The organism is Stutzerimonas xanthomarina DSM 18231, assembly GCF_900129835.1.
Taxonomy (GTDB): domain Bacteria; phylum Pseudomonadota; class Gammaproteobacteria; order Pseudomonadales; family Pseudomonadaceae; genus Stutzerimonas; species Stutzerimonas xanthomarina.
The window spans coordinates 70,789-84,213 of record NZ_FQXA01000003.1; the positions used below are offsets into that span (position 1 = coordinate 70,789).

11 protein-coding genes are annotated in these 13,425 nt (G+C 55.2%); 10 read left to right on the top strand and 1 reads right to left on the bottom strand.

The genetic code is table 11. The features are described from left to right. Window positions 1-31: 31 nt before the first annotated feature. From BUE09_RS08275 to BUE09_RS08315, 9 genes are all read left to right on the top strand, one after another. Entirely contained in the window at window positions 32-469 is a 438-nt protein-coding gene (locus BUE09_RS08275) for a low molecular weight protein-tyrosine-phosphatase (protein WP_073300492.1), read from the top strand. Between the two features lie 15 nt (window positions 470-484). Further along, the gene (locus BUE09_RS08280; protein WP_073300494.1) at window positions 485-2,695 is read left to right on the top strand and encodes a polysaccharide biosynthesis tyrosine autokinase; all 2,211 of its coding nucleotides are present in this window, start codon (window positions 485-487) and stop codon (window positions 2,693-2,695) included. A gap of 169 nt (window positions 2,696-2,864) precedes the next feature. Next, complete coding sequence (locus BUE09_RS08285) at window positions 2,865-3,923, top strand: glycoside hydrolase family 5 protein (protein ID WP_073301009.1); 1,059 nt, start codon at window positions 2,865-2,867, stop codon at window positions 3,921-3,923. A 355-nt stretch (window positions 3,924-4,278) separates the two neighbouring features. Further along, window positions 4,279-5,535, top strand: a complete 1,257-nt coding sequence (locus BUE09_RS08290; protein WP_073300496.1) for a hypothetical protein — start codon at window positions 4,279-4,281, stop codon at window positions 5,533-5,535. Beyond that, on the top strand, window positions 5,495-6,379 hold the full coding sequence (locus BUE09_RS08295) for a glycosyltransferase family 2 protein (RefSeq protein WP_073300498.1): 885 nt from the start codon (window positions 5,495-5,497) through the stop codon (window positions 6,377-6,379). The genes BUE09_RS08290 and BUE09_RS08295 overlap by 41 nt, the downstream gene beginning before the upstream one ends. Then, window positions 6,369-7,130 (top strand): WecB/TagA/CpsF family glycosyltransferase, encoded by a 762-nt coding sequence (locus BUE09_RS08300; RefSeq protein ID WP_073300500.1) that lies wholly within the window; start codon window positions 6,369-6,371, stop codon window positions 7,128-7,130. Before BUE09_RS08295 ends, BUE09_RS08300 begins: the two co-directional genes overlap by 11 nt. A gap of 159 nt (window positions 7,131-7,289) precedes the next feature. Further along, window positions 7,290-8,321 carry a GDP-mannose 4,6-dehydratase gene (gene gmd / locus BUE09_RS08305; protein ID WP_073300502.1) on the top strand — a complete coding sequence of 344 codons (1,032 nt, stop codon included), beginning with the start codon at window positions 7,290-7,292 and terminating at the stop codon, window positions 8,319-8,321. Window positions 8,322-8,600: 279 nt separating this feature from the next. Beyond that, window positions 8,601-9,521, top strand: coding sequence for a GDP-mannose 4,6-dehydratase (locus tag BUE09_RS08310; protein ID WP_083380712.1), 921 nt, complete (start codon window positions 8,601-8,603; stop codon window positions 9,519-9,521). 582 nt (window positions 9,522-10,103) lie between these two features. Then, window positions 10,104-11,192, top strand: coding sequence for a polysaccharide biosynthesis/export family protein (locus tag BUE09_RS08315; RefSeq protein WP_073300504.1), 1,089 nt, complete (start codon window positions 10,104-10,106; stop codon window positions 11,190-11,192). A 510-nt stretch (window positions 11,193-11,702) separates the two neighbouring features. Here BUE09_RS08315 and BUE09_RS08320 read toward each other — a convergent pair. Further along, complete coding sequence (locus tag BUE09_RS08320) at window positions 11,703-11,963, bottom strand: hypothetical protein (RefSeq protein WP_197675247.1); 261 nt, start codon at window positions 11,961-11,963, stop codon at window positions 11,703-11,705. 389 nt (window positions 11,964-12,352) lie between these two features. Between BUE09_RS08320 and dusA the strand changes: the two genes are divergently transcribed. Then, the gene (gene dusA, locus BUE09_RS08330; protein ID WP_073300509.1) at window positions 12,353-13,378 is read left to right on the top strand and encodes a tRNA dihydrouridine(20/20a) synthase DusA; all 1,026 of its coding nucleotides are present in this window, start codon (window positions 12,353-12,355) and stop codon (window positions 13,376-13,378) included. Window positions 13,379-13,425: the final 47 nt, after the last annotated feature.

Genomic DNA, 13,425 nt, shown 5'->3' on the forward strand with positions numbered 1-13,425 from the left:
CCCACGAAACGCGGGCTACGAGGCTGAGCGAATGTTCCAGAACATATTGATTGTCTGTGTGGGCAACATCTGCAGAAGCCCCGCAGCCGAAGCGTTGTTAGCCCACAAACTCGAGAACAAAAGCCTGATGATCAGTTCAGCAGGCATAGGTGCCCTAGTAGGCAACCCAATGGACAAGACTGCACATGAGGTGCTTAACGACCACGGAATAGAACATACGGCCCACCGTGCGCGTCAGGTCGATAGCGAGATGCTGCATCGCGCCGACCTGATCCTTGTGATGGAACAGAGCCACATCCAGCACATCCGTCAGATTGCACCCGAAGTACATGGCAAAACCTTCCTGCTGGGCAAATGGCTGGACGATACGGAAATCCCTGATCCCTACCGCCAGTCCAAGCCCGCATTCGAACATGTTCACAGCCTTCTGACACAGTCCGTCGAAAGCTGGCTTCCTTACCTGAAATAAGAAGAAGGAACTTCAATGACCACCATGCCCCGACCCATCTATGAAACAAAAGAGGACAAGGACATTGACTTGGCCCACCTCTTTGACACGTTTCTAAACAATCGCGCGCTGATACTCACCATCACGGGGTTTTTCGCCGCGCTAGGCGTTGCCTATGCCCTGCTCGCGACGCCGGTGTACCTCGCCAGCGCAATGATTCAGATCCAGCCGAAAGGCGGCTTGCCCAGCCTCACCGACGTGGTCGGCACCGCCCCAGCCGTTTCGCCAGCCCAGACCGAGATCGCCCTGCTCAAGTCGCGTTCGGTGGTCGGCGGAGCGGTCCAGGACTTGAATCTTGACATCATCATCGAGCCTCATCATTTCCCGGTCGTAGGCGGTTATATCTTTCGTCGATTCGAGCCCACTGAGGAAGGTGAGCTGGGCTGGTATCCAGAAGGCTTCGAATCCTACGCCTGGGGCGGCGAGTCGCTGCGAGTCACGCAGCTGATCGTGCCGGACAAAATGCATGGCGAAGAACTGACACTGGAAGCTGCTGAAAACAACGGATTCATCCTGCGTGACACCGACGGCGAAGTGGTGGTGCAAGGCGTCATCGGCGAGCCGATCGAGACCCCGGATTACGGCATTACCGTGGCGGAGATGAATGCACGGCCAGGCACCACTTTTACGGTGATCAAGAACCGCACCTACGCGACCACTGAGGATTACCAGAATCGCCTGAACGCCGGTGAGCGCGGCAAGCAGTCGGGCATCCTCAACGTGACTCTGGAAGGCACCGACCCAGAAAAAGCGGTCAAGGTGCTTGAGGCGGTAGCCCAGCGCTACGTCGATCAGAACATTGCGCGAAATGCGGCCGAAGCGACCCAGAGTCTGGAATTTCTGAGCGAGCAGGTTCCAGAGGTCCGCAAGAAACTTGACGCCGCCCAGACCGCCCTGAACGAGTTCCAAACCGGCAACCGCTCCGTGGATATTTCGGCGGAAACCCAGTCGGTGCTCGACCGCATCGTGGATCTGGAAAGCCAGATTTCCGAGCAGAACCTCAAGCGTACCGAGATGGAAAGCCGCTTCACCCGTCAGCATCCAAATTTCCAGGCACTGATGAATCAGATCAATCAGTTGCAAGCGCAAAAAACTGAATTGGAGAAGCAAATTGGCACCCTGCCGTCTACTCAACAGGAACTGCTGCGCCTGAACCGCGATGTCGAGGTGTCCTCCGAAACCTATTCGATGCTGCTGAACAAGACGCAGGAGCTGGACATCATCCGCGCCGGGACCGTCGGCAACGTTCGCATCGTTGACCACGCTGCGGCGGATATCGACGAGCCGATCAAGCCCAACAAGCCGCTGATCGTCATCGTCGCTACGCTGCTTGGCGGAATTATTGCCGTCGCCTTCGTATATGTTCGTGAAGCCCTGAAGCGTGGCGTCGAAAATCCTGAAGAGATCGAGCGTGTAGGCATCCCTGTGTACGCAGCGATTCCGTTCAGCGAGAAACAGGGATTGCTGGAAAAACGCCTGGCGAATTTCAAGCGGGACAAGAGCAGCGCTTCGTATCTGCTTTCGATCAACGATCCAGCCGACCTCGCGACCGAAGCGATGCGCAGCCTGCGTACCAGCTTGCACTTCGCGATGATCGAAGCGAAAAACAACATCCTCATGATCACTGGACCAAGCCCAGCAGTGGGCAAGTCATTCGTGACCAGCAACCTTGCCGCCGTTATCGCGCAGTCTGGCAAGAAGGTGCTGCTGATCGACGCCGACATGCGCAAGGGCTATCTGCACAAAGTCATGCGCTGCCAGGGTGAGAAAGGCCTCTCCGACATCCTGTCCGGCCGTATCACCCTGTTCGATGCCATCCAGAAAACCCAGCTGAACAATCTGCATGTGATCACCCACGGCCAGCTACCGCCAAACCCATCGGAGCTGCTGATGCACGAGAACTTCTCGCGCTTCGTAAAAGAGATCAGCAGCATGTATGACTTGGTGATTTTCGATACTCCACCGATCCTGGCCGTAACCGACGCCGCACTGGTCGGTAGCCAGGCCGGCACCACCCTGATGGTGACGCGCTACGGGCTGAACGGCGTGAAGGAAATCGAGTTCGCCAAACGACGTCTTGAGCAAAACGGGCTTTTGGTCAAGGGCGTTATCTTCAATGCCGTCATACGCAAGGCGTCAACTTATAGCGAGTACGGTTACTACCAGTACGAGTATCAGAGCAAGTAACGCTTTCCTGGCTTGCCAGTTTCAGGAAATCCAGCTCTGCCGCTAATCACCCCGTGCTGCTAACCGAACCGTTTCCCGATAACACAGGGGAGCGGTTCGCATTATGCAATCGGCTGAATATCAAATAGGCCGTCGAGTTGACAGCGATCCTTTGGAGATAATGGTCATCATGGAACGTCGCCCCCTTTCTCTGCTGTTTTACACCGCGAGGTTTGTAGCCAGCTTGGCCCTTGCCGGCTGTGTGTCGCTTGTACAAGCTCAGCCCAGCGAACATACAGGCATCGACTTGATCGGCATTAATATGTCGGGTGCGAACTTCGCTCCACATATCACGCCAGGCAAGGTCGGTACCAACTACTTTTATCCGGAAGAAAAGTACTTCGAATATTATGCAAGCAAGAATATTCGCCTGATTCGGTTCCCGTTCATCTGGGAACGCCTGCAACATGATCTATACAAGGGCGTCAATTTCGACCAGATGCGGCTGCTCCGACGGACCCTCGACTTCGCCGCCAAACATGACCAGCAAGTTATCCTGGATATGCATAACTATGGCCGATATAAGGGCAAGCTGATCGGATCACCGCAGGTTCCTTACGAAGCCTACGCAAATGTATGGCGCAAGCTTGCGAAGGAATTCAAAGACCATCCCGCATTGTTGGGCTACGACATCATGAACGAGCCCCACTCCACTGACGGGCTGTGGCCCGCTGCGGCCCAGGCGGCCGTCGATGCCATCCGCCAAGTGGACATGGACAGTTTGATTTTCGTCGAAGGCGACCGCTGGGCGAGCACCTTTCACTGGCGTTACGTCAATGAAGACTTTCTTATCAATGATCCGGCAGACAAGACCATTTACGAGGGTCACCTATACCTCGACAAAGATTTCTCCGGGCGTTATGCAAAAGACGAAGTGGTCGATCCAATGTTGGGCGTTGAGCGTGTTCGCCCGTTCGTCGAGTGGCTAAAGGAAAACAACCTGAAGGGTTTCCTCGGCGAGTACGGTGTACCTGGGCACTCAGAGTCAATGCTGGTCGCCATGGATAACCTCCTCGACTACCTCAACGAAAACTGCATGCCAAGTGCTTACTGGGCAGGCGGTCCGGGCTGGGGGAAATACGTGTTGGCTGTCGAGCCTGTCGATGGAAAGGACAGACCTCAGATGGAGATTTTACAGAAGCATATTTCCAATAGCTGCACGGAATATGGCCCTAACCAGCAGCCTTGAAGAGCCTCCTTTGCCTTGCTGGCTACGGCTGGCGGCATTGCCCGTGCCGAACAATGTGAAGCTGTTCAGAAAGATTTCAGCGAAACCCGAAAAATTTACGCAACCCTGCCCGCAGTCGCTTGTCCAAATTCGACCATACATCGAGCGGCTTAATGCGAGCGGAACTCAAATGACCTAGCGGCTATCGAAACCGGTTGTTCACAGACTCATTTACCGGGGTCGGATTGATAAAGGCGCTTAAGCGGTCAGCGATTCGTAGAGTAACGCACCGAAGGCAACGATATGGCAATGCTAAAGCTTGAGTTTGTTGCGACGTAGTTAATCTGGAACGGAAATGCACCTAAGGACTCAGGTGATGACAAACATCAGCTCAAAATTTTTCTTTTTGCCGTTGACCGTGCTGGCGATTGCCTTGCACTTTTCGGTGTTCGGGGACAGCACGCACAACCCGGTCGGTTTCAAGTTCCTCAACGAAGCTTATCTGGCTATCTGCCTGGGCTTTGCGCTTCTATTGATTCTTGCCAGTACCGAGGACGCGTCCAGAGAGTTTCGCATCCTGATGTACTACGCTTTTTACAGCGTTGTCGTATTTACCGTGCTCCCGGCCATCTTTTCGTTTTATACCTTCGGCCAACCCATCGCATATGGCTTAATCGAAGAACGCCGGATTCTCTTTACATTCGGTTTCGTACCGCTGCTATTGCTCACCAAGTATGTCAGCACGCGCCAGTTCGAGCATGCATTAATTTACGCCGCACTGATCGCTATAGCCCTGTCCTGGGGTTTCAAGTTCGGGCTGGTTCCGGATTTGCGCGAGGAGCAAACCTCATGGGACCGCCCGGACCGCTCGTCCATAGGGCCGTTTCTGATCTGTTTCGCCTATTTCTATTGCATTCAAGTCTGGGCAAGAGGCAAGTCGCCAATCAATGGCGAACAGCGACAACGAAAGCTTTATCTCATTATCGCGGCCGTGCTGTTGCTGACCTTGGTGTTCGCAACGCAGACTCGCCAATTGATCGTGCTATGCCTGGCATTCACGCTGTTTTCGCTACGGGCCAAGGCAATCATCTGGGCTGCCTCTCTTTGCGTGTTGTTGTCACCGCTGTTTCTTTATCCAGACCTGCTCGAAATTCTCGGCCTGAATGTCGAGTTTTACGAGAACAGCCTGGACGGCGACGTAGAGGATGGCGTGCGACCGCATACAATCGCCTCCGTATTCAGCCATTTGAGCCTGGTTAACTGGCTTCCCAGCGGATCCTTGTCGCTGATGTGGCAGGACGGCTTCATCCCCTATTTCGGTGAACACTTCTTTCTCTCTGATATCGGCATCATTGGCACCCTGTTTCGCTTTGGTTTTCTCACTTTTCTGCTGGTCCCCTTGACCCTGTTCATCTATCGACGAGTTGCCCGCAGCATTAACGCCGATATGGAGTTCACCTATGCGGTGATGTTGGCCTTCTTTGTGATATGGCCACTTAACGGCCTGTTCGAATATACGCAGCCAGTTATTTGTATGCTTTTCGTACTACACGCTCTACGGGCACGCCATCTTCGCAGCAAGGAACGAGTACATGAACGTCGCACTTATTCTCAACTACAAAGCTGCTACTGAAACGATCAGCTGCGCTGAAAGCCTGCTCGAGCATTGCGCGACGATCAATCATATCGTCATCATAGACAATGACTCGCAGGACGGGTCGGCCATTGCATTTCAAAACTGGCTGGATGAAAAAGCTTATTCAAATGTGACGCTGCTCTGTAATCCAGAAAACAGCGGTTATGCAGGCGGCAACAACTATGGATTGCGCTGGGCGATGGAACATCTGCAGCCCGAGCATTTCTGGGTTATCAATAACGACACCTATGTAGACAGTGATGCGTTCTCACCGCTGCTGGAGGCGTTGCAGCGCAACAACCGTCAGTTTGTCGGCTCGCTCGTATTGAGTGCCGACACAGGTCGCCTGGAGTGCTACGGGGGCGGCAAGCTCTATCCGATCCTAGGCAAGGCTCGACTACTCGGAAAAGATCAGAGCATCGAAGCATCTCAGCAGCAGAATCCACAGCACGCCCCAGATTACATCATGGGCTGCAGTCTGGCTTTTTCGGCTGCGTTGACTGAAGAAATCGGTTTGATGGATGAAGATTACTTCATGTATTTCGAAGAGGTGGATTGGCAATACCGTGCGAGACGCTTTGGTATTTCAACGAGCGTGATTGCCGAAAGCCGCCTTTATCACTACGGCTCACTCAGTCTGGGGAACCGCTCGGCGTTTTATCACTACTACCGCAACCGTGCAGCTACCCGTTTCAACAAGCGTTTCTACGGCCCGATATTTGCGGTCGTCTCCGCTTTTCTGCTTTCGGCCGTAACAACTATCAAGGAATACAAAAATCCCACCCTCGCCTGGTCAGGTATCAAGGGCGCCTTCAAGGGAGTAGCAATGAGTGTCGAGTGATACTACTGCGTTCGGAATAGACTTCTATTCCGGCAATAAGAAGACTTTATTGACCTGCATACGCGAGGGAGTCAAGCAACCCTATTCGTTTGTGGTAACGCCGAACGTTGACCATCTCGTTCAACTGGAACACGACGAACAGCTGCGCGACGCTTATCTCAAAGCGCGCTGGAGATTGTGTGACAGCCGCATCCTGGTGTCGCTGTTAAGTCGTCTGGGCGTACATCTGGATGAAGCTATTCCCGGCAGCGATTTGACGCTCGACCTGCTCAAATGGGCAGACCGGGACCGACTGCGAATTGTTCTGATCGGTTCAGCGACATCCGAAGCCTGCAAACTCAGAGCGCTCTATCCCGGCATATCCCTGTATCACTACAACCCACCGATGGGCTTTATAAAAAAGCCGGAAGAAGTGCAGCGTTGCTTGCAATTCGTTCGGGAGAATCCGTCGGAATTGGTTCTGTACGCGGTGGGTACGCCACGCGGTGAGGTCCTGGCTGCAGCCACACAACCTTATGAGCGCACCGGGATGGGCTTCAGTATCGGCGCCTCCATTTCGTTTGCGACGGGCACCATCAAGCGAGCCCCGAAGTGGATGCGGGAATACAAACTCGAATGGCTGCATCGCATGTGCATGGAGCCCCGCAGGCTAGCCAAACGCTATTGGGCAGATGCGGTGTATATCGTGCCTGCCTTCCTGCGGGAAAAAAGCGCCAGGCAGAAAGCCAGCCCAGCCAAACAGGAGTCTTGAACAGATATTGAAAGTTATCTTCCGGAACTACCGAGCTCCGGCACGCGGCGCTCGGTAGTCAGTGAAGCTTACCGAAGCACTTCGCTGCCTTCAGTGCCCTGTGCCAGGCAGGAGCGAAGCAAGAGCACATTAGAAACCTATCCTCGAACAGGGAAGAAAATGAAAGCGATCATCACGGGTATCACAGGACAAGACGGCGCCTACCTGGCAGAACTCTTACTGAACAAAGGCTATACCGTCTACGGCACGTTTCGTCGCACCAGTTCGGTCAATTTCTGGCGAATTGAAGAGCTGGGTATCGACAAGCATCCTAACCTGAATCTTGTCGAGTACGACCTGACTGACCTGTCGTCCAGCATTCGCCTGCTGCAGAGCACTGGCGCGACAGAGGTATACAACCTCGCCGCACAGAGTTTCGTAGGTGTTTCCTTCGAGCAGCCGCTGACTACCCTTGATATTACCGGTGCAGGTGCCGTGAACCTGCTGGAAGCCATTCGCATCGTCAATCCGAAGATCCGCTTCTACCAGGCCTCGACGTCGGAAATGTTCGGCCAGGTGCAGGCCATTCCACAATCCGAAACCACACCGTTCTACCCACGCAGCCCCTATGGCGTTGCCAAGCTGTATGCACACTGGATGACAATCAACTACCGCGAGTCATACGGCATATTCGGCTGCAGCGGCATTCTGTTCAATCACGAGTCGCCGCTGCGCGGGCGCGAGTTTGTGACTCGGAAAATTACCGATTCGGTGGCCAAGATCAAGTTGGGCAAGCTCGACGTATTGGAACTGGGCAACATCGACGCGAAGCGTGATTGGGGTTTTGCCAAGGAGTATGTCGAAGGCATGTGGCGCATGCTGCAGGCGGACGACCCCGGCGTTTTCGTGCTAGCGACCAACCGCACCGAAACCGTGCGCGATTTCGTGACATTGGCATTCAAGGCAGTTGATGTCGAACTCCAATGGGAAGGTTCCGGTGAGCAGGAACAAGCCATCGACACCGCAACCGGCAAGGTCGTTGTGCGGGTCAATCCGAAATTCTATCGCCCAGCCGAGGTCGACCTGCTGATCGGCGATCCGCAAAAGGCCAAGGACGTATTGGGCTGGGAACCGAAAACCACACTGGAGCAATTGTGCCGCATGATGGTGGACGCCGATATACGCCGCAATCAGCAAGGTTTTTCATTCTAGGCGCCATCGGTTGGCAACGGCCGCTTTCGTTCCGGCATCTGCTGACGTCCGGTTACTCCACGCGGGTAACCACGCGCAATAGCCAGCCGGCGCATTAGCCCAGAGCGGTCTTGGTGGTTCCAGCGGTCGAGACAGGTTCTGCTGGAACACCGAGCCAGTACTGGGGTTGCGGGGCTGATCGTCCAACTGGCCGTCGACAGTCACCGGAACGCAGTGCCTCACGCCTATATTTGGCCTTGCATCGCCGTCGAAACTGGAACTCATCCTATCGGGAAGATCATGCGTAAAGTGCTGATTACCGGCGTCACCGGTTTTACCGGCCGCTATATGGCAGAAGAACTCGCAGCCTGCGGCTACGAGGTTCATGGCCTCAGCTATCGCCAACCCGTCGGCAAGCTGCCTGCGGCTCTTTCAGCCGTCCATTGCTGTTCACTGAACAATACTGAGCTGCTACGAACCCTGCTGACTGAAATACGCCCGACCTACATCGTTCACCTGGCGGCGGTCTCGTTCGTCGCCCACAGCGATGCGGATGCAATCTACGCCGCCAACCTGCTCGGTACTCGCCACCTGCTGGAAGCGTTACGCACCACTGCAACCGAGCTCGAAGGCGTGTTGCTCGCCAGTAGTGCAAACGTCTATGGGAACGCTACCGAAGGTGTCCTCGATGAATCATCGCCCTTTGCTCCGGCTAATGATTATGCCGTGAGCAAAGCTGCCATGGAGTTCCTCGCGAGGCTGTACCAGGATCGCTTGCCGCTGATAATCAGCCGTCCGTTCAACTACACGGGAGTTGGCCAGGCAGAGCAGTTCCTCATCCCGAAAATCGTGATGCACACGCGCCGTCGGGCTGCGGTCATCGAGCTCGGCAATCTGGATATCGCCCGTGATTTCTGCGATGTCCGTCAGGTCGCCCAAGCCTATCGACGCCTGCTTGAAACACCTGCCGCGATTGGCCAGACCGTCAATATCTGCTCTGGGTCTGCCTACACACTCGAATATGTCCTTGAGCAGGCAGCGGCTATCTCTGGCCATCGAATGGAGGTCAGGGTCAATCCGGCCTTCGTGCGCAGCGCGGATGTGAAGAACCTGTTCGGTAACCGAGCCAAACTGGATTCTCTGATCGGCGACATGTCCCGGATCGAATTGAAGGACACGCTGCGCTGGATGATCGAGCATCCCTCCGCGACCGACACATGACTCAATCAGATTCATCGCCAAGGGTGAGGTAGCCAACCTAAAGCTATGGCGATGCGCTTTTTTCTGACACTGAAGCAATGAGCGCAAGCTTGGCGTTGCCTACGGCCTGCTGCGTTCACTTGACGTCGATAGCAATTTGGTGGCTGCCAAGCGATCAGAGCTCCGGGCTCAAACCGCTGACCGCTCGTTATCGCTACCTCCTATTTAGGCCTGCATCGGCGAGCTTTGCATTACCGCGGCATTTATGCACATCGCCGTGAACCGCAGAGAAACGGAGCGGTCTATGGCTACTGTGAGCAACGCAGCGTCGGTTTTCCATCCGAAGAAAGGCGCTAAACAAAGGTTGAGCGGAACCTGCTCAGTGGCTCAATCGGCACTGATCTCACACGAGTCTGGAGGTAGACCTCACAGAGTTTGCAGTAGCGACACCGGAACAGCAGAGATTGGATGCGTCTGTTACACCGTCGAAACACGTTCGGCGATGGCGATAGACGAGTCAGTGTTCGCTCGCTCCTTCAGGTAAAGGTGAATTGCGCTGTTTCACTTCGTAAAAACAACTATTCCGTCAAGGATGAAGAAACCATGAAACCATTATTTGCTCTCGCTTTCTCTTCCGTGCTGGTGCTGCAGGGATGCGTTTTCTCGCCCGGCCAGCATCTGGATCCCGATCAGTTCAAGGACGGCGCAGAAACGGAAGACGGCACTGTCCAACTGATGCGCATCACCCCTGAAATGCTCAAGGGCGAGCTGTCCTCCGACCAGGGCACATCCAGCAAGCAAGAGCTGCTGAGCTTCAAGCCAGAGGCTTATCGCATCGGCGCCAACGACCTTCTCTACATCACTGTCTGGGATCACCCAGAGTTGACCGCTCCGTCGGGTCCACAGCAACAGCTCGACGCCAATGGTCGCCTGGTTCGCCCCGATGGCACCCTGTTTTACCCTTACATCGGAAACATCGAGGCAGCCGGCAAAACGATTGAGCAGCTTCGCTCCGATATCTCCAAAAGACTGGCCAATTACATTGACAGCCCTCAGGTAGACGTCAGTCTGCTGCGTTTCGGTAGCCAGCGCATCGTGCTCTCCGGCGCGTTCACCACGGCTGGCGAGGTTGAGGTGACTACCGCGCCGATGACCATCGTGCAAGCCATCGGCCAAGCCGGTGTCGATACCGACACGGCAGACCTGTCTGGATTGATGCTCAAACGTGACGGTCGAGAGTACATGCTTAACCTCGATGATCTGAACCGCCCTGACTCCTGGCTGCATCAGGTGTATTTGAAAGACGGCGACCAGCTCCATCTGCCGTATAACGACCAGAAGAAAATCTACGTCCTAGGCGAAGTCGTGAACCCGCAAGCCATGACGTTCAAGGCCACCAGCCTCAACCTGATGGATGCTATCGGAACTGCTGGCGGCATTCGTCAGGAAACTGCCGATGGCGAAGCGGTATACGTTATCCGTGGCGCAGAGAACATTGCCACTGAAAAGGCCACAGTATTCCAGCTGAATGCCGAATCCCCTGCGGCATTTGCCCTGGCTCAACACTTCCCTCTGCAACCGCAGGACGTCGTGTTCGTCGGACCAGCTGGGATCACTCGCTGGAACCGCTTCATCAGCCAGTTGCTGCCGTCGGCTAGCGTCATTGGTACCGGTGCTGCGTTCAACCGGTAAGAGCCGTAATCCTCAGGTCGAGATCGGCCTGATCTAAACCGCAGTCAGCGACCAGCGACTGCGGTTCTTATTTGGCTATCGAACCCGCTCGGGCCGCCTACATAGGCGCCGCCCTGGCTAACTACTCGGTCGGTCGTAGGATCAACATCGAACATATCAACGTCGTCACTGATCCCCGTTTCATCCGGCTCGGACATTGGTGCTTCGTTGATGCTGGCACCGTCCGGATCGCCCGGAAGGGGCTCATCAATGCTTGAATCGTTTGCGGCCAATAGCCCACCGCTCTTGCAAGGCAACTTGAAGATGCTCGTGGACAATCGCCCTGGTCTGAGCAACCGTTGGCGGCTGACCGAAACCGAACTCCTGCGCAGGCCTATTTGCGCACCCGCTCAGAGATAGCGTTGCTATGAACGCAATGCAACCGCTCGCATCCCGGCCCCTTCCCTTAGAAAGAGCTGAATGTGGCAAATTGCCGGCCGGGATATTTAATGCGGAGGTTGGTGGATCGCGTCAGCCAAGCCGAAGCCCTCGAAATAGCTCCGGCACAAAAGTGAACACCGCGATCAGGATGATTGCGGCAGGGACAGAGGCGATTGCCCACTTCAGCATTAGCCAGACAATCGACAAAAAGCTGATACGTATACCCGTAATGACTACCGGCCGGGGTTCGGTCTTTTTGAACCGGCGCATGGTTGCGGCTTCATCAGCAGCGCCTGCAGTTTCTTGCTCGCCTGCGCTCAGCGTCAATCTCGGCTCGGTTCGTTCGGTCATGGGGTCTCCTTTGGAATCGCCGACTGTAGCAAACCGGAATCGCAATGGCCTCAGTCGACAGAGCTATCTGCATCGGCCAGAAACCGAAAGCCCTTCGCGGGAAGGGGTTTGGCTTCAGTTCTCGCAATTGCCCCAGGCTCGGCCAGTTCGTCTCGCGATTCTCTATCCAGGCCTGCGCGCCGTCGCCTTGCGCTCAAAGGTCTGCGACTCGGTGTAGACTGTCGCGCCCTTCTGCATGATGCGTATTTGCGCGGTGTACCGGGTCGCCCCGTCCTTGCGCTTACGTGTCGTGAGAGTGCCCACGATTCTGCTACATAACGTGAACGGCTTTGCTACATCGTAGCAATGACCTTTCAGAAACAAGCAAAAATGGCTGGAAACGGTAGCAAATGAGCGAAGCGTCAAACCCCGCAAAACGGACCTCAAAGCTCGCAAACGCAGGCGCCACGGTAGACAGGAGATTTTCTGTCGCACCGATGATGGATTGGACGGATAGGCATTGCCGGTATTTTTTGCGTCTGCTTTCACGGCACACCCTGCTCTACACCGAGATGGTCACCACGGGCGCATTGATCAACGGCGATGCTAAACGTTTTCTGCGTCACGATGAGGCGGAGCACCCGTTGGCGTTGCAACTTGGCGGCAGCGTGCCGAATGATCTCGCCGTCTGCGCAAAGATGGCCGAAGCGGCAGGTTACGACGAGGTGAATCTCAACGTCGGTTGCCCCAGCGACCGCGTACAGAACAACCTGATCGGCGCGTGCCTGATGGGCTATCCGGCACTAGTGGCCGATTGCGTGAAAGCGATGCGTGATGCAGTGGGGATCGAGGTAACGGTCAAGCACCGCATCGGCATCAATGGACGCGACAGCTACGCCGAACTTTGTGATTTCGTTGGCCAGGTCCAAGCTGCTGGCTGTCGCAGTTTTATCGTTCATGCGCGTATCGCTATTCTGGAAGGACTCTCACCGAAGGAAAACCGGGAGGTTCCGCCCCTTCGCTATGACGTTGCGCAACAATTGAAGCGCGACTTTCCGGATCTGGAAATTATCCTCAACGGTGGCATTAAAACGCTGGACCAATGTGAAGCCCACCTGGAGCAGTTCGATGGTGTGATGCTCGGACGCGAGGCTTACCACAATCCTTACTTGCTTGCGCAGGTTGACGCCAGGCTGTTTGGCAGCGAAGAACCTATCATTACCCGCGCCGACGCACTGAGACGGATGCGCCCTTATATTCAGAATCATCTTGATGGCGGTGGCTCGATGCGCCATGTTACCCGGCACGTACTGGGATTGGGCCAGGGTTTTCCAGGCGCCAGACGTTTTCGCCAATTGCTGTCAGTCGACATCCACAAAGCCAAAGAACCGCTGGTGCAGCTCGATCAGGCGACCGGGCTGCTCGAAGGACACTGATACAGGCGCAGGGAACACACGGTCACATTTTCGATCCAACAGCTGCC